At 53.6% G+C, this 20,928-nt stretch carries 16 protein-coding genes; all 16 read right to left on the bottom strand.

Annotated elements, in window-relative coordinates:
• Positions 1 to 7 precede the first annotated feature (7 nt).
• Complete coding sequence (gene polA, locus AB4Z33_RS17615) at positions 8 to 2,686, bottom strand: DNA polymerase I (protein WP_442051159.1); 2,679 nt, start codon at positions 2,684 to 2,686, stop codon at positions 8 to 10.
• A 123-nt stretch (positions 2,687 to 2,809) separates the two neighbouring features.
• Positions 2,810 to 4,066, bottom strand: coding sequence for an EAL domain-containing protein (locus tag AB4Z33_RS17610; RefSeq protein ID WP_442051158.1), 1,257 nt, complete (start codon positions 4,064 to 4,066; stop codon positions 2,810 to 2,812).
• Complete coding sequence (locus AB4Z33_RS17605) at positions 4,063 to 5,574, bottom strand: GGDEF domain-containing protein (RefSeq protein ID WP_442051157.1); 1,512 nt, start codon at positions 5,572 to 5,574, stop codon at positions 4,063 to 4,065. The genes AB4Z33_RS17610 and AB4Z33_RS17605 overlap by 4 nt, the downstream gene beginning before the upstream one ends.
• A 240-nt stretch (positions 5,575 to 5,814) precedes the next feature.
• Positions 5,815 to 7,761, bottom strand: coding sequence for a beta-N-acetylhexosaminidase (locus AB4Z33_RS17600; protein WP_442051156.1), 1,947 nt, complete (start codon positions 7,759 to 7,761; stop codon positions 5,815 to 5,817).
• Between the two features lie 68 nt (positions 7,762 to 7,829).
• Positions 7,830 to 8,657, bottom strand: coding sequence for a carbohydrate ABC transporter permease (locus AB4Z33_RS17595; protein ID WP_442051155.1), 828 nt, complete (start codon positions 8,655 to 8,657; stop codon positions 7,830 to 7,832).
• Positions 8,658 to 8,669: 12 nt separating this feature from the next.
• Positions 8,670 to 9,545 carry a carbohydrate ABC transporter permease gene (locus tag AB4Z33_RS17590; protein ID WP_442051154.1) on the bottom strand — a complete coding sequence of 292 codons (876 nt, stop codon included), beginning with the start codon at positions 9,543 to 9,545 and terminating at the stop codon, positions 8,670 to 8,672.
• 112 nt (positions 9,546 to 9,657) lie between these two features.
• Positions 9,658 to 10,986 (bottom strand): extracellular solute-binding protein, encoded by a 1,329-nt coding sequence (locus AB4Z33_RS17585; RefSeq protein ID WP_442051153.1) that lies wholly within the window; start codon positions 10,984 to 10,986, stop codon positions 9,658 to 9,660.
• Between the two features lie 125 nt (positions 10,987 to 11,111).
• Positions 11,112 to 12,659, bottom strand: coding sequence for a response regulator (locus AB4Z33_RS17580; protein WP_442051152.1), 1,548 nt, complete (start codon positions 12,657 to 12,659; stop codon positions 11,112 to 11,114).
• Positions 12,656 to 14,428, bottom strand: coding sequence for a sensor histidine kinase (locus tag AB4Z33_RS17575; protein ID WP_442051151.1), 1,773 nt, complete (start codon positions 14,426 to 14,428; stop codon positions 12,656 to 12,658). Before AB4Z33_RS17575 ends, AB4Z33_RS17580 begins: the two co-directional genes overlap by 4 nt.
• 138 nt (positions 14,429 to 14,566) lie before the next feature.
• Positions 14,567 to 15,280, bottom strand: coding sequence for a GntR family transcriptional regulator (locus AB4Z33_RS17570; RefSeq protein ID WP_442051150.1), 714 nt, complete (start codon positions 15,278 to 15,280; stop codon positions 14,567 to 14,569).
• 8 nt (positions 15,281 to 15,288) lie between these two features.
• Complete coding sequence (locus tag AB4Z33_RS17565; protein ID WP_442051149.1) at positions 15,289 to 16,323, bottom strand: sugar kinase; 1,035 nt, start codon at positions 16,321 to 16,323, stop codon at positions 15,289 to 15,291.
• The gene (gene dagF, locus AB4Z33_RS17560) at positions 16,316 to 17,071 is read right to left on the bottom strand and encodes a 2-dehydro-3-deoxy-phosphogluconate aldolase (RefSeq protein WP_442051148.1); all 756 of its coding nucleotides are present in this window, start codon (positions 17,069 to 17,071) and stop codon (positions 16,316 to 16,318) included. The genes AB4Z33_RS17565 and dagF overlap by 8 nt, the downstream gene beginning before the upstream one ends.
• Before the next feature lies 1 nt (position 17,072).
• Positions 17,073 to 18,176, bottom strand: a complete 1,104-nt coding sequence (locus tag AB4Z33_RS17555; RefSeq protein WP_442051147.1) for a DgaE family pyridoxal phosphate-dependent ammonia lyase — start codon at positions 18,174 to 18,176, stop codon at positions 17,073 to 17,075.
• Positions 18,154 to 19,260, bottom strand: coding sequence for an amidohydrolase/deacetylase family metallohydrolase (locus AB4Z33_RS17550; protein ID WP_442051146.1), 1,107 nt, complete (start codon positions 19,258 to 19,260; stop codon positions 18,154 to 18,156). The genes AB4Z33_RS17555 and AB4Z33_RS17550 overlap by 23 nt, the downstream gene beginning before the upstream one ends.
• A 179-nt stretch (positions 19,261 to 19,439) precedes the next feature.
• Positions 19,440 to 20,099 carry a phosphate signaling complex protein PhoU gene (phoU, locus tag AB4Z33_RS17545; RefSeq protein WP_442051145.1) on the bottom strand — a complete coding sequence of 220 codons (660 nt, stop codon included), beginning with the start codon at positions 20,097 to 20,099 and terminating at the stop codon, positions 19,440 to 19,442.
• Between the two features lie 54 nt (positions 20,100 to 20,153).
• Positions 20,154 to 20,909, bottom strand: a complete 756-nt coding sequence (gene pstB / locus AB4Z33_RS17540; protein ID WP_337099055.1) for a phosphate ABC transporter ATP-binding protein PstB — start codon at positions 20,907 to 20,909, stop codon at positions 20,154 to 20,156.
• Between the last annotated feature and the right edge of the window lie 19 nt (positions 20,910 to 20,928).

The following is a 20,928-nucleotide window of genomic DNA, read 5'->3' as shown; positions in this document are numbered from 1 at the left end:
TAGCGGGTTACTTTGCCTCATACCAATTGACACCGAAACTGACATCTGCTTTCAGCGGAACATGCAGCTGCAGCGCGCCGGACATCACTTCCGGAACAAGTGACTTCATGAGCTCCAGCTCGTCCTCAGGCACTTCGAATACAAGCTCGTCATGTACTTGGAGCAGCATGCGGCTCTTCAGCTTGCGCTCGCGCAGCGCTTCGTCCATCTGCACCATGGCTAGCTTAATAATATCAGCGGCAGTCCCTTGAATAGGGGAGTTCATTGCCGTTCTCTCCGCGAATGAGCGCAGATTGAAGTTCGACGCCTTAATCTCCGGCAAATACCGTCTGCGTTCAAGGAGTGTCGTTACGTAACCGTCGCGTCTTGCTTGGACGACGATATCCTCCATGAATTGGCGGACGCCCTTGAACACTTCCTTGTACTGCTCAATGAACTTAGCGGCATCATTCCTTGTAATGCCCAAGTTCTGCGAAAGACCATAATCGCTAATGCCATACACGATGCCGAAGTTAACGGCTTTTGCTTGACGGCGCATATTGGAATCCACTTGCTCGGCAGTAACGCCGAAGACGTCCATCGCCGTCTTCGTATGGATATCCATATCGTGAATGAACGCTTCCTTCAAGTTCTCGTCGTCTGCAATATGAGCTAATACACGAAGCTCGATCTGCGAATAGTCGGCGGCAACGATGTACCAGCCCGGCTCGGAAGGGACGAAAGCCTTACGGATCTGACGGCCTTCCTCCAGCCGGATCGGGATATTTTGCAAATTCGGAAATTGGCTGCTAAGACGTCCGGTTGCCGCTATCGTCTGACGGTAATACGTATGGATCTTGCCCGTCTCTCCGCGCACTTCCTTCAGCAGCCCCTCGACATACGTCGATTGCAGCTTCGCAAGCTGGCGGTAATGCAGAATAAGAGGAATGATCTCGTGATACGGAGCCAGATCCTCCAGCACCTCGGCATCGGTTGAATAACCGGTCTTCGTCTTCTTGCGCGCAGGCAGACCAAGTTTCTCGAACAATATATCGCCCAGCTGCTTAGGAGAACCTATGTTAAACTCCACGCCCGCATGCTTGTATATATCGCTCATAATCGTGGTCAGCTGCGACTCCAAGCTGCGCCCCAAATCTTCAAGCTCTTGTTTCTTCACCGTTATGCCTTGAAGCTCCATCCCTGCAAGCACGCGAGACAATGGCTGCTCCAATTCAAAATACAGCTTGCTCATGCCGCCCTTCGCAAGCTCTGCCGTCAAGATCGGCACAAGCTTCCGAACCGCGTCAGCGCGCAGCGCCAAATGGCGATACAGCGTGTCCGGTTCCGGCACCTTGAACTTCGCTCCCTTGCCATAGACCGCTTCATCGGAAGCGATACCAGGCAGCCCCTGCTTATCCGTAATTGCGCTAAGCGATAACGCTGTATCAGTCGGATCAAGCAAATACGCCGCTAGCTGAACATCGAATGCCGTTCCCGCATACTTAATGCCGCTCCATGCAAGCGCAAGCTCAACCTTATGTAAATCAAAGCCATACTTCGGCATATCCGACCCAGTAAGCCATTCGACTAACCCCGCTGTGAAAGGCTGCTTAAGCGCGCTGTAAGGAAGAACGTACACGGCTTCCGCAACAGCTACAGATACGCCGATGATCTCCGCCTGATGCGGGTTCTCGCCGATGGCTTCGATGTACAAGCCGTGTTCCTCGTTCGTCTTCAGCGCAGATAGCAGCTGCGCCAGAGAATCGCCATCCGATTCGGATGCGATGATCGAAATATTCAGTTCGGCAGCGGACTGTTTCGCCGCCTCGGCTGAATCCACGACTGACTCGCCGAAATCCATACGCTCCAGCAAGGATTTGAACTCCAGCTTGCGGAACGCCTCAGCCAAGGCAGCGCCGTCATAACCGCTATAGCGCATCTCCTCCGTTCCGCTCTCGACCGGAACTTCGCGGAAGATCGTCGCAAGCTTCTTGCTCATCAGAGCGCTGTCTTTGTGCGTCTCGATATTTTCCTTCAGCTTGCCTTTCAGCTCGCCTACATTTTCCAATACTTGCTCTACAGAGCCATGCTCATGCAACAGCTTAAGCGCTGTCTTCTCGCCTACGCCGGGCACGCCAGGAATGTTGTCGGACGTATCGCCCATAAGACCCTTCAGATCGATAATCTGCTGCGGCACTAACCCGTATTTCTCTTGAATCGCTTCCGGCGAGTACATGTCGACCTCGCTTACGCCTTTGCGCGTTACGGCAATCGTAACTTTGTCCGAAGCAAGCTGCAGCATATCTTTATCGCCGGATACGACGACCGTCTCTACCCCTTGCTCATCGGCCCGCTTGGTGAGCGTGCCGATAATGTCGTCCGCCTCATAGCCGGACAGCTCGAATTGCGCGATGCCGAAGGAACGAATCAGATCCTTCAGAACCGGGAATTGCTCGGACAGCTCCGGCGGCGTCTTCTGCCGTCCGCCCTTGTACTCGCTATAGCCTTCGTGGCGGAACGTGACCTTCCCCGCATCGAAAGCAACAAGAACATGGGTAGGCTTAAGCTCGTCCAATAGTTTAAGTAGCATCGTCGTGAAACCGTACAACGCATTCGTATGCTGACCCGCCGAATTCGTCAACGGCGGCAGTGCGAAGAATGCGCGGTACGCTATACTGTTGCCATCAATTAACATCCATTTTTCCATTAACATCAACACCTCGCCTAATGACCTGCTTGCCTTCTATCATACCATAAAATGCCTAGCGCAAAATGGGCTTTCCCAAAGCATCGTCCGCTTTGAGAAAGCCCATACCTGAAGCCTATCCATTCACAACATGCCATGATCGTCCGACATCGCAGCCGGGCGTCCAAGCAAGTACCCTTGCGCATAAGAAGCGCCAAGCTCTCTAACCTTGGCAAGCTCCTCCTGCTGTTCAATGCCTTCGGCTATGATCGATATGTCCATCTTGGCAGCAAGCTGCGCCAATGTATGAAGAATGTGAGCCTTCATCTCATCGAGATGAATATCTTGAATAATCGACCTGTCGACCTTCAAGTAATCCGGACGCAGCTCGACGATCGATTGCAGGGATGAATAACCGGCGCCTACATCGTCGATGGCAATCTGATAGCCTTGGCTGCGGTAATGCTCCAGCGCCTTCTTGACGGCTCCGAAATCCTCGATCGAATTGCGTTCCGTTATCTCGAAAACAACGTTATGCGGCGACAAGCCCCGCCGCTCCAATAAGCTAAGCGTCTGACCGGGCGAGAACTCCGGGTCCTCGATAATTTGAGCCATCACGTTGATGAACAGCTTCTGCTCGCGCTTAAGACCGCCGCAGCCTTCGATCGCCTTCTCTCTCGCCAGTCGATCAAGCGCATAGGCTACCCCTTCCTGCTCAGCGAACGAGAATAAAGCCAGCGGTCCTTCGAACCAAGTTCGCTCCCGCGTCCTCGTCAGTGCCTCGAAGCCGAACACTTTATCCTCGCCGAGTGCCATGATCGGCTGGTAGACAGGATCGATCGACCGCTGCTCCATCAGTCGATCGAATGCCCTGCGCTTGATGCTCCGCTCCATGCCGCCCGCCGATTGCCCGTGCAGCATCGCCTGCTTGACCGCTTCGTACCAAGCAGGTTCTTCGTCCTCGCTGCTCGTGAGCTCGGCCACGGCTGCGCCGATGTACAGCTTGCCGCTCCAGTTCTGCTCGGTCTGCTCCCGCATATGCGCAGCGAAGCGCTGTTCCCAATTCGACGTATGCTTGAACGCCGTCTCCAGCAGCCAGCCCTCCATCGTTTCTCGGCGACCGCCCGGAAGACGCATATAGATGAATAGATCGTCATGAATCCAATCCATTCCCTCGAACAACACAGAGCTCTGGAACGCCGCCTCGCTCTCGCGCTGGGCGAACTGCTTCCACTCCGCTCGAAACGACTTGCCGCTGCCGCTCTGTTCCGGTTYGCCGGATTGCTGCCATGACAAATACAGAACGCCGATTAATCCGGATTGACCGGCTAATACGCCTGACATTGTCCATATTCCGCTTCCAAACTGGCTGATACGCTGACTTTCACGTAGACGTTTCACGTATATTTTCGATCCTCTCCATGATGCATTCCTGTTATATGCTCGAGCACATAGACGCTGCCCTTGCTCGCCTTCGCCCGCTTCTTCAGCTTCGCGGCAAGTCTTGATATGTCCTCAGGCGTCAAGGGCACAATGCCGTCCCAGAGCATGAGCGATAAGGATAACGTGACGCCTTCCTGCTCGACGATATTGCCGTGGCGGTCTTCTACGGATGTAACCTCGACTCCCCCATAGAAAGCTTTGACACCTTGCTCGAACCTCATAATTAACGATTGGCAGATCAACTCTGCTTGGCCGGCTCCCGCTACGATAATGAAGTCATCGCCGCCGATATGACCGACGAAATCACCCTGCGTTCCTTGCAGCTCCAGCTCCTTGCATAACGTCTCGGCCAAGTATCGAATCATTTCATCGCCAAGTCCGAAGCCGAAGCAATCGTTGAACCATTTGAAATAGTCTAGATCCGCATAAATAACAGCGAAGGGAATACCTGCCTGAATTCTTCGCTGAAGCTCTGACTGAATGCCTTCATTGCCTGGCAGACCCGTCAACGGATTGGCCTCCCTAGCCGCCTCCGTTCGCATCGCAGTCATACATTCCAGTATCGACCGAATCGAGGCCGCACCAGCCAATTGACCGTTCTGAGTGATAATAACGACATCGTACAGATGGGCATAATGCCTGCTCATCGCCAGCTGCGACACTTGCTCCACCGGCATCTGCTCGTCCACGATAAGAGGCTGATCATTCATGATTCGCTCCACCCCCCTGTTCCAATAGAGCGGCAGACCGAATTGCCCCGCCAGCAGCTGATGCAGCTTTTCCTTCATGAGCAGCCCGACTGGGCGGTTGTCTACGACTATTATCGCGCCGGGCGCCTTCGGGTTCGTGTCGAACATGTAGGCAACCTCAGAGACGAGCGTCTTTGATTGGAACACGGGAAAAGGACCTGCCAGCTGTCCGATTGCAATAGGCTTACCCGTATGGTAAAGCTCAATCGGCTGCTTTCTTGCTTTCTCGCTCGGCTGAACGGTTAATTCAGCCGGCTCCCCTGCATCAGCCTGCCCGAAGACGTATGGCACGGCAGCCGAGTATGTATTCAGCAGCATAGCGTCCCGCAGCAATCGGTAGACGACCGTCTCTGTCGAGCGGCCGGCGGAGGAAGGGAACGCCACGGCGAATCCGATATGCGCCTTCACCGAATCCCTCCTCGTGTGGGAATCGCCCATATTCATTCGATTGTTCAATTGATCGGCGGCCGATTGCGCGAGCTGCTCGATTGGCTGATCACCGGTCTGCCTAGCAAGCAAATAATAATATTCGTTCTCCAGTCTCAGCCGCCAAAACATCCTTCGTTGGTCGCTCTCCCATAGCAGAAGCGACGGCTCTGCTGCCGTCTGCCCGCTATCGATGCGGACATAGATCGCGCCGATGCCTCCATTATTCCAGCGCTCCTTAATTCCCCGAATCATATCCCTGTTGAACAGACCATAACCAATCTCTTCCATTAGGATCCCCTCGTTGCTTGCATGTCGTTAATGCTCACTTTAGTCTTAACACTAACAAACATTTGTGAAGTAAGATGCGTGAAAACGTTAAATTTCGGTAAACTTCTACAAATTGTGACATTAGGAATCGATATCGACTCAGCCAAGCTTATCGTTCATTGAAGGACAATGACGTGGATGTTTTAAAAAAAATGAACGGAGCCCATCAACAGATGTTGATAGGCTCCATGGGTTTATAWATTAGAATGGATTCATGACGTGGAAGAACACATTCGGACTCGCCATCCGGTAGTAATGGCTGCTCCAGCCGACGCCTTTGCTATTGAACCGATTAACGGTGCTGAACGGCAGCCGCTCCTGCTCCAATTCCTCGATCCGGTCGAGTTCTCCGCTCGCGTAAGCGAGCAAACGGACCGCTGCGGTATCGAGCCTATTGATGACGCCGCCGTAGCGAATGTCTAGCACCTCCCATCCGAACGGCTTGAACATCCTCAGCCATTGCGTGCGGTGAGCGATGCGAAGCTCATTGACCGCCGCCGCGATAGCAGGAATCGCCTCGGTCGCCGCATGGCGCAGCGTCGCTTTATCCCCGTTATCATACGCTCGCTTCAATTGTAAGCCTAATTCGCTCTTCTGCTTCAGTACCGCGCTCAGCTTCTGCGGAACGTCGAAGATCCAATCAAGTGAAGCGCCTTCGACTCTCGCATTCTGGAATTTCTCTTCAAGCGCCGCATAATGCGCATTTAACGGCAAGCCGTCGATCTGGAAGTCGAACAATCCGAGCAAAACGTCTTGATACAGCAAAAACTTCGAAGGATTGCTTTGCTTCCGGTTGTCCGGCTCGGAGCCGGGCACTTCGTCCAAGTCCTTCATCAGCAGGTATGCGTCTGCCTCGATGCCGGTGCAGAACTTCGCCCGTTCGGCAACGACGCTCCAGTCCGGCTTCTCTTCCGAATAAGCGTGCTCCGCGTAGAGTTGCAAGCCTAGCAGCGCCGCGAACGGATTGCCTTCGTTGCCGTCGTCGCCCCACATCGTCGCGTACGCCTCGCGTATGCCTTCGCGCTTGCATGCTTGCAGCGCGACATCGGAAGCGTTCAACGACATGCCGTAATTGACGCCGAATGTATTGAAGATCCACACCGCTCCGGCAAACACAAGGTTGCAGCCGAGCGGGCGGTGATTGGATATGACGCTCGCATAATGCTTTGGCTCCATATGAACATAATCCCAGTACACCATGTCTACATCCTTCGGAATTCGACTGGCCATCTCTTCTGGAATTTTCGTATCTGTATTGTAATAATCGCTTTCAGTGCCTCCGTTGCCGACCGCGAGCTTCAAGAACATATCGCTCCACATCATCGACTTCAAGCCAAGGCGACGAGTGACGTCAAGCACCTTATTCAGATGTCCGGTCATGATGTCTATTCGGTCAGCATATCCGTAGCGATCCAAGTACTTGCCCCGCCCAAGCTCTTCCGCCTCGTCCATTCCGATATGGATTTTGCGGCTGCGGAATGGCGCGGAAGCCGAAAGAATCATGCGCTCGACGAGCTGGTCCACCCGTTCATCGCCGACGAGCAGAGCGCCCTTCGTGTCCTTGTACGCTTTCACCGGCTCCCACTTGAGGAACTCCTCCAGATGCGCGAGCGTCTGGATGCTCGGGAACGCTTCGATACCGAACATGTCGGCGTAGTCGTCGATTTCCTTCAATTCCACCGCCGAATAGCGCCCGCGCATGTAGCCGAAATAAGGCTCGCCCTCGATCGCGTAAGTATCTTCCATATACAGCATGACCGTATTAAGTCCCATAAGCGCCATTCGATTCAGCATCGTCTTGAATGCGCCTACCGTCAGCACGCCGTTGCGGGATAGATCGAACATCGGTCCGATCGAATCGAACTGCTGCTTCTCTATGCGCATTAACGACTCTCTCTTGCGCGCATGCTGCACGACCAGGCCAAGTCCGCGATAGAATTGATGCTTTCGCTCATAACGGATACACGCTTTCCTCTCTCCCGGCACGTATCCGACTTCCAAGCCGTCCGATGCACGGCCGACGACCACCTTTATCCCCTCATTCTCTTCGAGCGCATAATCCGATTCAAGCTCGATGCCTAGCTCTGTCGCGATGGCCCGAATGCCCGGCAGTAACTCCTCGTATAAACCTTCGAAATACAATTTCATAAGGAACACTCCTCCCCGAATATGACGCTGAGCCCGCACCACCGTGGTACGGACTCAGAGAGTTTGGCTTAACCTTTGACGGCGCCTGCGACCATGCCCTGCATGATCGATCGTTGGAATATCAAATAGACAATAATCGTCGGCACGACCGCTATCGCCAGCGCGGCCATCGTCAATTCGTAGTCGGTCATGTAGCCCGTTGCGAACTGCGACAGACTCAGCGGCAACGTCTTAAGCGCAGGCTTGCTGATGAACACGAGCGCGAAGGAGAAGTCGTTCCAGAACCGCAGGACAGCTAAGATGCCCACCGTCGATAACGCCGGAGCAGATAGCGGAAGCATGATTTTCGAGAAAATCCCCCAGTATCCCAAGCCGTCGAGGTGTGCCGCTTCTTCGATTTCTTTCGGAAAAGTGTTCATGTATGCTTGGATGATAAAAATAGCGATTGGCAGCTCGAACGCAACGTACGGAAATATAAGCGCACCGTATGTGTTGAGAAGATGAATCTTGTTCATGACGATGAACAGCGGGACGAGCGTGCTATGGATCGGAATGAGCATGCCAAGCAGGAATATGCCCATGACAGCTAACTTGAAACGGAACTGGAACCGGGACAGAATGTACGCGGCGAGTGCACCGATCGCGAGCGTAAGCACGAGCGACGCACCTGTCACGATGACGGAGTTGAGCATGCTCGTTCCCATATCGGATACTTTCCACRCACRGGCGAAGCTGTCGAACTTCCAGCTGGTCGGCAGTTGGAACGGGCGGGAGTAAAATTCCTCGTTCGATTTGAATGCACTAATGAACAACCAGTATAGCGGATAGAGCGTGACGAGCGCGTAAAGGGTCATCAGACCGTTCGCGAGTMCGCTGCTGAAACGGCGACGCAACATGTGAGGTCCCCCTTATCGGTTTTTCGATTTCATGAGATATTGGCTGCCGGCGACCAGGATCAAGCTGATGATGATGATTGCGGTCGATACTGCGCTGCCGTAACCGAAACGGTAAATCGCGAATGTATTATTGTACATATAAGACGCGAGCAATTCTGTCGAATGTGCAGGACCGCCTCCGGTCATGATATAGATCAAGTCGAACGACTTGAGACTGCCGGAGATGCAGAGGACTACAGCGACTTTGATCGTGTCCCATATTAATGGCAAAGTTAGTGAGAACAGTTTGCGGGAGCCTTGAGCTCCGTCGATTTTGGCTGCGTCGTCAATCTCGCTTGGAATGTTGTGAAGCGCAGCTATGAACATGACCAAGTAAGGACCAATGTAGTTCCATATGATTGGGACCATGAGCGAATACATCGAGATGTCCGGGTCGCCTAGCCATTGACGCTTCCAAGCTCCGAGGCCGAGACCATCCATCAGGAAGTTTAAGATACCGATTTCCGGGTGATAAATATAGCCCCAAATGATACCGACGACAACCGACGACAACACCATGGGCATGAATACTGCGGTACGGATGAACTTATGAAGCCAATTGTTTTTGAGTAGCAGCAACGCCAGCACCAACGCGATTGGCACTTGGCCGAACACGGATGCGACAACGACGAGCATGTTGTTTTTTAATGAACGCCAGAACACTTCGTCATGAATAATTTCCGAATAATTCTCGAAGCCGATGAATTTCGCGGCTCCGATTCCTTTCCAATCAAAGAAACCATAATAGGCAGACCATATAATCGGGACAATGACGAAGAAAGAAAACAAAAGCAGCGCGGGAAGAAGACCGATAACGATAAATCTTCTGGTGCGTACGGCAGACGTCATAACGCCCCCTCCATTTCGATCGCTAGTAGAATGGTAATCCGTTCTTCCCCCAGCCTTAACTAAAGAGGAAGAACGAATCCCGAATGAATTGTTATTGTGTGAAGAGTGAAGATTACTTCGATTCTTTCTCGATTGCTGCTTGTACCTTCTTCGCGATTGCTTCCGGCTTGCCGCCCATGAGCAGCTCCTGCAGGCCGTTGTTCAGTTCGTCGGCTACTGCGGAGGACAAGACACCGTCATATACCGGAGTACGAGTAACGCTGTTCACAAGCTCGTATACTTCGGCGAAGATCGGAGTAACCTTCGATTTATCAAGATCAACCTTGTAGCTGACGAGTTGGTTGCTTTCCAGAACGCGCTTCTGAGCGTCCGGACCAGCCATCGCGTACATGAGATCATATGCCGCTTGCTTCTTCGCGCCATCTACTTTCGCGCTCATGCCGATACCTGTTCCAACGACACCGGAGATCGTGTTCGGATCACCTTTGCCGCCAGGGATGGAAGGCAATACGGCCGCACCCATCTGATCAAGAGCTTCCTTCGAAGCCGAAGCCGCTAGATTCGTCAATGCCCAGCCGCCGTCGATCATCATAGCCGACTTGCCTTGAGCGAAGTATTGTTCCATTTGCGTATTGTCGATGGAGTTGAAGCCTTCTTGGAAGGCGCCTGCATTACCGAGCTCTTGAAGGTAAGCGAGCGACTGCACGAACTCAGGATCCGTGAATTTCGCACCATCTTGGGCTGCCGCTTTCAAGAACCATTCCGTACCCGTCACGCGGTCAGCCAGCGAGCTGAAAATACTCGATTGCGCCAGCCATGCCGCTTTGTTGCCTAGCGAGATTGGCGTAATTTTCTTTTCTTTCAATACTCCGACAGCATTCATCAGATCGTCCCACGTTTTCGGAGGCTGCAAGCCGTTCGCCTCGAGAATCGATTTGTTATAGAACAGAATCGAAGTCGGGGACAACGCGATCGGTGCGCTGAAGATGTCTTCGCCGATCGTGAAGCCGTCGAAGGAGCCTGGGAGGAATCCTTCTTTCCACTCCGGCTTGCTGTCCAGCAGCTCGTTCACTGGTTGAAGCAGGTTGCCAGCTTGGAATTCCTTTGTCATAACGCCCGGCCACATCACGAACAGGTCAGGCATTTCATTTGCTGCCGCTACCGTTTTAAGTCGCGTGCGGTAGCCGTCTGGCGGAATAGCCTGAACGTCTAGCTCTACTTCCGGGTGATCCTTCTGATACTGCTCGATGATGGAGCGCATCGTTTGGGCGCGTTGATCGTCGCCTGTATAGTTGTGCCAGATCGAAAGCGTTACTTTCTCCTTGCCGTTGTTATCGGAACCGTTGGGAGCCTTGCCAGCTTCAGTATTGTTGCCGCAAGCGGCCAGTACGAGTGAGGCGGTGACGAGCGATGTAGCAACGATAGAAAGCTTCTTGTTCATCTAAAAATCCCCCCTGATAAATGTTTGTAGTCTTCTGCAACAGTGTTGCGATGGAATACTTTCAGTATAAGCCCGTCGATTGCGGAGAGGCAGGGGACACACTTCAGATCGAGGGGGGACATCGATCAGGTCTTATTGCGGTATTCGGACGGCGTCTGCCCGGTCGCCTTCTTGAACAGCTGGCCGAAATATTTAACGTCCTCGTAGCCGACACGGCCCGCGATATCGCTGATCTTGATCGGGGTGCTGTCCAGCAGTTCCTTGGCGCGGGTAATACGTTCCTTTGTTACAAACTCAATATAGGTAAAACCGGTCTCCCGTTTGAACACTTCGCTGAAGTGGTTCGGATTCAGATGGACATGCTTCGCCACCTGCTGCAGCGTTAAGTTTTTGTCCAGATGGTCGTTAATGTACGCAATCGCTCGTTTGATATATGATACCCGCTCTCCAGACATCGTTTCCGTGTACAGGTCCATGATCGACTTCAGCGAGCGGAACAACGACTCGTGCACATTTTCCGAGCGGTTGAGTAGATCTGTGCGTAACTGCTCAGCCATGGGAGGCTGGCCCCCAACCGTTGCAATGACTCTCTCCAGCCAACGTCGTCCAGACAGAACGATCGATTGTAAATACGCGTGCATAGTGTCCGGCGTCACTTCGGGATCAGACAGCTGGGCGGACACCGTCTCGTCGACCCAGTGGCGCAGCTGGATCACGCTTCCGGACTTTACGATGGCGATGAACTTCGTTTCCTCCTCTTCCGAGCAGACCGTCTTGCCCCCCGCCCGGTCCTTCACCATCTCATACCGGATGAACGCATCTTCTTTGGAAATGGATAGGTACGTGAATGCATGCTCGGCTTCCTCAAATGATCGCTTCAGTTCCTCGATCGACCTTGCGGCAGAACCAATGGCCACGAACAACTTGCACTTGAGCTTCCTGCTGACTCTTCCGAGCTCCATCTCGAGCCTCTCCGAAGTTGTCACGCCTGCATTGAGGTTCACGACAACGAGAACCCGATCCTTATGCAGCAGCGTCTCGCAAGGCAATATCTCCTGTACCATGTTTGCGACGGCAAAATGCGCGAGCGACAAGTCCTCCGGCCGTCCTCCCCACCCGCTCGCAGACAGCAGCAGCACCTGCAACGACAACTTCTGCTCCGCAAGCCCAAGACACGGCAGCAGCACGCTGGCCGATTCGACCGTCTGATCGCTTAGCATCCCTTCTCTGGCCAGCTTCTCGAGCAGACGATCGCGGACCGCCGATCGGCCGCGGCTCTCCTGCTTAATGGACTCCCAGCGCAACTGCAACCGCTGCTTCGCCTTCATCGCCGCCCTGATGATTTCTTCGGGTCGGCTCGACTTCAGCAAGTAATCACTCACCCCTTCGCGGAGTGCTTGCTGGGCATAGGAGAACATATCGAAGCCGGTCAATATAATGATTTCCGTATCCGGCGAAAGCTTCTTTATCTCGGCCGCCAAGCCGATGCCGTCCATGCCCGTCATCTGTATGTCGGAGAGCACTATGTTCGGCTGTTCGTCCTGGAACCGGTCCAGCGCTTCCTCGGCTGAAGCGGCGGGCGGGAGAAGCTTGAAGCCAAGCTCCTCCCAATTGATGACAGTGCTGAGTCCGTTGCGGATGATGACCTCGTCGTCCACGATCATGATTTTCATGCGATTGAATCCTCCGTTACCGGCAGCGCGAACGAAATTTTCGTCCCAACGCCTGCCGTGCTTTCGATTTTTAGCCCCGCGTCGGCACCATAATGAAGCAGCAGCCTCAGATGCACGTTCCGAAGTCCGTAATGGTCCTTGGACTCGCCTCTTGTATCTTCCGGCTCGTTAAGCCGGGCAAGAATAAGCGCCAGCTTGTCCGGCTCGATGCCCGCTCCCGAATCTTCCACGGTGAACACCATCGACGACGCTTGCAGATTCGCATACACGCTGATCTCCCCCCTGCCCGGCTTCTTCAGCAAGCCATGGACGAGCGAGTTCTCGATAAGGGGCTGGAGCAATAGCTTCAGTATCTTCTTGCGGTACAATTGCGGATCGATCGCGAACTCGATGTCGAACTGATCCGGGTAGCGGATCGCCTGAATGTTCGCGTAATGGCGTACGTGAGCGATCTCCTGTTCGACGGAAGTGAACTGGGCGCCCTTGTTGAGACTGAAGCGAAGAAAGTCGCTTAAGTTGCCGACCATATCTGCCGTCTGGTGATCCTTGCTCATTAGTGCCATCCAATGAATGGACGAGAGCGTATTGTATAGGAAGTGAGGATTGATCTGCGCCTGCAGCGCCTGCATATCGGCTTCCGTCCTTATCGCTTCGTTGCGCTTTACCTGGTCGGTCAACGCCTCGATTTTGCCGCTTAGCCTGTTGTAGCTGCGCACGAGCTGACCTACCTCATCCATCGATTCCACCGGATACATGCGCATCGGCTCCTCTGGGTCGGTCTTGTTCAAGAAATTCGTCAGCATGCGAAGCGGACGGGTGAGCCGTTGAACGAAGAACACGACGAGCACAACGATGGCCAGCAGCGAGACGCCGACTGCCACGGCGGTAAGCGTAAGCACGTATCGGTTCTGCGCCTTGTAGTCGGCGAAAGGAATGACGCCGATTAACGTCCAGTCGGCCTCGGACAGCTTGTGATACAACACCGTCTTCTTGTCTCGCCCGATTCCGTAGTTGACGGAGCCTGCTCCTTCTTCTAGGCGCGACAGCTCCGGCAGAATGTTGGCGATGTTGTTCGGAAGCGGGGACATCGAGCCCGACAGGACATTACCCTTCCCGTCAATGAGCAGCATGAAACCGTTAGCGCCGATACCTGATTTCTTGAGCGTATTCTCCACTACCCTCTCATCAAGGCTGATAACGAGCTTACCCAAGTTTTTGAACGAATTTACGTTGCGGATCGGACGAATGAGCGAAATGATGTTCTTCTTCCCCGCCGCCGTATGAATCGGATAAAGCGACGTCCACCAGTAGGGATGATTGGCGAAATAATCCGGATCGTGAATCGTAATATCGGGTACGCTTACCTTGAAGATCGTCGTGTTGGACACTGGAAGCGCTTCGCTAGCGGGATAAATCGTAATATCCGATATATAATTCTTGGAATACATCAGGTTGGACAAAAATTCGGTCATACGGTTCTGCCGCATGTTCGCTTCTTCCTTAGAGACRTTCAAATATAGCTGAACGTCCTTATTTCCGATGAGGAACAAAGAACTGTTCTCGATGTCGCGCATAATAAACTCGAGGTTGGAGGCCATCTGCTTCATGATGCTCATACCCGATTCCTTCTGTTTTTTCTCGGTTAAATCGGACGCGATAAAATAAGAAAACAAACCTAATGATAATAGCGGCAACAAAATCGAAATGAGGAGCAGGAACGTGATTTTGCGCTTCAACGATCTTCTGAACCAGCCGTTCATGCCGTCCATTCGACCTCCGTCCGTTCAAAATGAAGTTCATTTATATAGCAGCTCTACTACATATTCTGAGCTATTAAGCCAGAGTGAATATTATAATTTCCTATATTTCAAAACAAACTCCCTCTCGGAAGAGAGGGAGTAAGCCGTTCACACGTCGTAATTGACGACGTAATGATGTTGATCTGTATCGTACAAGCCTTCGCTATATTCGACCGGCTCGCCATTCTCGTCGTAAGAGTAGCGCGCTCGCTTCAGCAGCGGTTTGCCTGTTCGGAGCTCAAGCGCCTCCATTGCACGTGGAGGCGCGCTGGCTGTAACGGAAAACTCGTCGCGGTACTTGTCCAGCGTCACTTGACGCTCTTCGAGTAAGTCGTATAGTGACTGCTCATTCAAGTCGTTAGGTTCGATCCCGGACACCTTGTCAGTCAAATAATGCGTGTAGTAAATATAAGGCGCACCGTTAAGCCGATATAGGCGCTCGATCTTCACGCATCGATCGCCAAACAATTGCCTGGCGACCGAGCCTTCCTCGGTCAAGATGACTTCCGCAGCAAGCAGCTCCTTACGGATGCGGTATCCTTCGTCGACGAGCACCTCCGTGAACCGCTTCAGCTTCGACAGCTTCGAGGACGAAGTGTTGCGGATGACCTTCGTGCCTTTGCCGCTTCCCTTGTCCACGTAGCCATCTTGCGCGAGCTCCTTGATGGCGGCGCGCACCGTAATTTTGCTGACGCCAAATTCCGCTTCCAATTGCGGCTCGGAAGGAATCAACGTGCCTACCGGGTACGTCCCGTGAAGAATTCGGTCCTTCAATACGCTCATGACCTGCAAGTAAAGCGGTTTGTTGCGAGAACGCCGCACAGCGGCACCTACCTTTCCACGTCGCCGACGGCTCCCGTCATGGCGCGAATAATGTCTTGCTCACCCGACATCGGCGTATCTCCGCTAATCGTATGAGCGAGCATGGCTGCCGCGAYGGCGAAGCGGACCGTACGGTCCGGCTCGAATCCGCTGAGCTCGCCATGCAGGATACCGCTTGCGAACGCGTCGCCCGCTCCAATTCTGTCGTGAACGGCAAATGTTACCGGATCAGCGAAGAAGAAGCCGTCTTTGTACAAATAACCTTGCAGCGTATGCGTATTATTCTCGTTGATGGTGCGATGCGTGCCCGCGATCGCGGAGATGCCGTACTTCCTTGCGACTTGGGGCATAAGCTCGGTCAACTGGTCGAACCGCCCTGTTTGTTCCGTTGCCATGCCAAGCGTTCGTATGGCGTCTTGCTCGTTCATCAGGACGATATCGGCCAGGGAAAGCATCTCTTCGTAATAAGGCCGCGCCTTCGCATGGCCGTCTTCTCCCCAATGACCAGGACGATAGTTGCAATCGAATACGATCCGGCGGCCCTTCGCCTTGACCGCCCGTGCCAGCGCGATCAGGTGGCTGCGGACGAGGTCGTTCATCGCCAGCGTAATGCCGCAAAAATGCGCGATTTCGACGCGCTCTGCGATTGACTCGTAATCGTATGTTCCGGCTGGCGCCGTGTTAAAGCTGCTTGCCTGACGATTGGAATAAGTGACCCGGCCAGGGCGTGCGCCGAAGCCGTTCTCCAGAAAATACATGCCGATGTATTGCCCCGACCTGACGACGAAATCCGTCGACAACCCGAGCTTGCGCGCGAACGCTGCGGCCGCGTCTCCAAGCGGATTGCCCGGCAACGTCGTGACGAGCTCCGCACGATGCCCGAAGCGAGCGAGCGCGGAACCGACGTTAACGCCTGTTCCGGAGAACGAATAATGCAAGCTGCTTGCTTGTGTCAGCAGCTCGTAACCAGGCGTCTGCAGCCTCATCATCACTTCGCCGAAGACAGCAACTGCCTTACGATCGTCATGGTTACGTTCAGCCATGGGCGTCAACCAATCTCTTCATCGTAGCCAGCAATGTCTGGACGTCTGCCACGTTCGTCTTGCCCGTCGCCTTGTCGATGATCGACGAGTAGACATGGGGGATAACTTGAGGGACGCCCGCTTCCAGCGAAATGCGCAAAATCGGTTCGAAGTTGTCCATGTCAATGCCTCCCGTAGGCTCAAGCGCGAAGCCTTCCTCGCCGCATGCTTTCGCTACTGCTCGAAGCTCGTCTTCCCGGCTTAATCCGTTCATCGGGAAATACTTGAGCGCGTTGCCGCCCATGTCCCGGACGAGCGCGATCGCGGTCTTGACCGGCACGATCGCTTGCTCCGGCTGAGCAGCGCTGTAGGGTCCAGTCGAAATGTTGACGTACCCCACTTGCCCCGTCGGCGAGACAAGGCTGTTGATCCAGCACTCTTGACCGTTCAAGTTGGCACGAGTCGCGCCGACCGCCGGGAATACTTGGTTAATATGCGTGCCCGGATAATATTTCGCAATCTCCGCTACGACCGCCGCTTGCCGATTGTCTCCCGCTCCGAGACCGATGGAGACAGCGTCGTCGATCGCCTCTCCATACTGCTTCATCGCTTCGACGGCTGCTTCGACAGTCGGATAGTCTTTGGACAGTACGCCAACAAGCACATGCCCTTCTGCGGCATCGAATACTTCTTTGGCATTCTCTACGCTGTTCGCAAGCACATTCAGCGCTGCGCGGCTATTATACAATCGTCTGTTCATGTTGGACATATTAGTTGCCTCCCGTTAGCTTGCTAATAGTTGCTGCAATCACGTCAATGTCGTCGCCGAGCAGCGGACGCGGATCGATGTCGAAGTAGCCCTGCTTCACGCCGTAGTCGCGCGTATAGATAGCGATGTCGCCGTTCTGCAGCCGCTGGACGACTTCTTTGGCCGATGTGCCCGTCAGCGCAGGATCGATCTGAATTCTAGCGCGGAATATCGCCCGCCCCGCCTCGTCCTGTACGATCGTCACTTGAACGCCCGGTTGTTCGCCGAGCGGCATAAGCGCTTGAAGCGCCGCCTTCTCCCGCTCGCTGTTATCCGGCTTGTTCAGATACTCGTCCAGCGCTTGGAGCAAGCCGAACGTCGTCTCCTTGCCGACCTTCATGCTGCGGCCGATACCATGCAATTGGACCTTCACCATCTCCACGTAATGCCGTTTGCCGCCGACAATGCCCGATGTCGGCCCTTCGATCGCTTTGGAGCCACTATAAATCGCCAAGTCCGAGAACTTCACGTACTTGCGAATATCCTCTTCCGCTGCCGCATCAACGATGAGCGGCACGCCGCTCTGCTGCGCTACCTCCCATGCCTCCTCGACGGAAATCATGTTCTTCTGCACCGCGTGATGGGATTTCACATACAAAATCGCTGCCGTACGTTCGCTGATCGCATCCTTGATATGCTCGGCTTTGCCTTCGTTCGCGTAACCGACTTCTAGCAACTTGCCCCCGCCGAGGAATACCATCGTCTCCACCGGCGCTCCGTATTGAACGTTATGACCCTTCAAAATAATGATTTCGTTCTTTTCTATCGGATCTTGGTGCAGCCGTTCGCTTCTGCGCCGATTGCCTTGCGTTACGATACCGGCCACGCATAACGCGATACCGCTAGAAGCAGAGTTGACAACGACTGCCGCTTCCGATCCGAGAATCCCGGCGATATGATCGCCCGCCTTATCAACGAGATCGGCGATTTCCACGTAGCTTTGCCCCCCGCGCTTCATCGCATCCATAACCGTGTCGGTTGGTGCCGATACGCCGAGGATGCTCATGCGCCCGCTTGCGTTAATGACACGCTTCAATCCGTATTTAGCATTCAACAAATTTGCCATTGACGATTACCCCTTTTGCCCCAATATGTTGATCTCCCACGCGCTTCTCCCCTTCGGAGTCGATAAACTCCGTCTTCTCATGCTTCACGGCGAAAAAGGTAAGATGCGCTTTGTCGCCTACTTGGATACGTCCGAGTTCGGGCTTGTTCAACCAGTTCGCTGCCCGAACGGTAACGGCGTCAACCACATCGGCTAGCGGGTAGCCCAGTAACAAGAACTTGGACATGACATGCGCCAAGCTGTGAACGGGACCTCTCAGTCGGTTGCCTCTATAGATATCGGAGCTAATAGTGTCGAACCCGATCCCGCTCTCCTTCGCGGCTTCAGCCGTCTTGAACGAGAAGCTGGCTGTGCCGTGTCCGACATCCATACGCACCCCTCTGGCGATTGCTTCCTTAAGCTCCGGCAACGGTTGCCCGGCATCGTCGAACAAATTATTGCTCTTCCCGTTCAAATAATGAGTTACGACATCGYTCTCATTCAACAATGGCAATATATCCTGGATTCGAGGCGGCGCCGAGCCAATATGAACCATAATCGGCAAGCTCATCTGATCTGCCATTGCTCTAGCTATCCTCAGCGGTTCAATGCCGCTTTCCTTCACGACGCTCCCGCTCATTCTTGCTTTCAAGCCGACGATGAAGTCTGGGTAGCTGCGAACGGCTTCTACCGCCAGCTCGCGGTCGATCCAGCTGAGGTCGGATAACTCGTCAATCCGATGCAATCCGATCTTCGAGACGTTCAGCAACGCCAGCACGTTCGTGAGCGCTTGTTCCCGGCTTGACGCCAATTCGCCGATCCGATCCGCCCCGCAGCTTCCCGCGTCGACGATCGTCGCGACTCCTTGCCCCACGCCGATCTCGTCGATCTCATCTCCGTACGGGTCGAGCTCGGCGAACGCGTGAACATGCACATCGATCCAGCCGCTGGAGACATACAATCCAGAGCCGTCTCTGACGTCATTCCCTTCATTCGCGCGGCCCGCACCCGTTACTTCCGTAATGATGCCGTGCTCGACGGCTATATCGATTGCTTCGCCATTCGTTCGCTTAACGTTGCGCCATACGATCCGTTCTTGCTTCATGCAGCTCACCTTCAATCCAGTTAAGATTATAACGTTATAATGTTTAAAGTACACTGATTTTAGGCTCAGGTCAACAAACATTATAATGTTTGTTTGTTCACATAGAAAAAAACCGCAGAGGAAGTCCAGCTGCGGCGCGGACTTCCTCTGCGGTAAGGTTTATTGTTCGATCATTTAAATTATTGATTCAGGTCAGGACGGTTGCCCGTAACCAAGTAAACGACGCTTTCGCCAATATTCGTTGCGTGGTCGCCGAATCGCTCCATATAGCGGCCAACGAAGCTAAGCAGTGAAGCCTGGGCGATATTGCGAGGGTTCTCCATCATGAGCGAGAATAGCTCGCGCGTGATCTGACCGTACAACGCATCGACCTGATCGTCGTCCTTTGCCATTTTGTAAGCAAGATCTACATTCTCCAGCACGAAGGATTGAATCGACTCATACGTCATCGTCTGAACGATCTCCGCCATGCGCGGCAAATCGATCAGCGGCTTAATGAGCTCTTGTCCTTCTAAACGCAATACGACCTTCGCCACGTCAACCGCGAGATCGCCCATTCGTTCGAGGTCGCTGGCAATCTTGAACGCCGACAAAATGCGGCGCAAATCCTTCGCAACCGGCTGCTGAGTAGCGATAAGGCGCGAGCCGATCTCCGTAATTTTTTCTTCCATTTGATTCAATTGCGGATCTTTCTTAATAACAAGCTTAGCCCGCTCAACATCAACGACCTTGAGCGCTTCCATGGAATCCACAAGCGCGGCCTCTACGAAGCCGCCCATCTCCACCAGCAAATTATGAAGCTGTTCCAGTCCTTGATCGAATTCTTTGCGTTTCGTCATCACAGCTAGTTTCCCCCTATTAGGTATTCGTTCAATCGCGAATACAGTCGCGGCTTAGCCGAAACGTCCGCTAATATAATCTTCCGTGCGCTGATCGGTCGGGTTGGAGAACAGCTTCTCCGTATCCGAATATTCAATGACCTCGCCGTTCAAGAAAAATACCGTTTGGTTGGAAACCCTTGCTGCCTGATGCATATTGTGCGTAACCATAACGATCGTATATTTATCCTTCAGCTCCTGCGCCAGCTCTTCGATCTTCAGCGTGGAAATCGGGTCAAGCGCCGAAGTAGCCTCGTCCATGAGCAAAATATCAGGGTTCACCGCAAGCGCGCGCGCAATGCACAGACGCTGCTGCTGCCCGCCGGATATGCCGAAGGCGGAGCGCTTCAAGTGGTCCTTCACTTCATCCCAGAGCGCGGCCGACTTCAGACTCGTCTCCACGATTTCATCGAGCTGCTTTTTGCTCGATACGCCATGCAGGCGCGGGCCGTAGGCAACATTATCGTAGATCGATTTAGGAAAAGGATTCGGCTGCTGGAACACCATGCCCACCTTTTTGCGGAGCGTCTCGACATCTACTTCGTTCGAATAAATTTCCGTTCCGCCGATGGCGATGCCGCCTTCGATGCGCGTGCCGGGAATCATATCGTTCATACGGTTGAGCGTGCGGAGCAGCGTCGACTTGCCGCAGCCGGACGGGCCGATGAAGGCGGTGATCGCTTTCTCCGGAATCGTTAGCGATACATTTTTGAGTGCATGGAAAGTGCCGTAGAACAAATTCAACTTGTTAATATTAATAAGTGCTTCCATTTCGCTCGTCTCCTCCAAC

This window comes from Paenibacillus sp. 2TAB19, from assembly GCF_052115185.1.
Taxonomy (GTDB): domain Bacteria; phylum Bacillota; class Bacilli; order Paenibacillales; family Paenibacillaceae; genus Pristimantibacillus.
The sequence above is the reverse complement of the archived record's forward strand: the minus strand, read 5'-3'. Positions and strand labels throughout refer to the sequence as shown.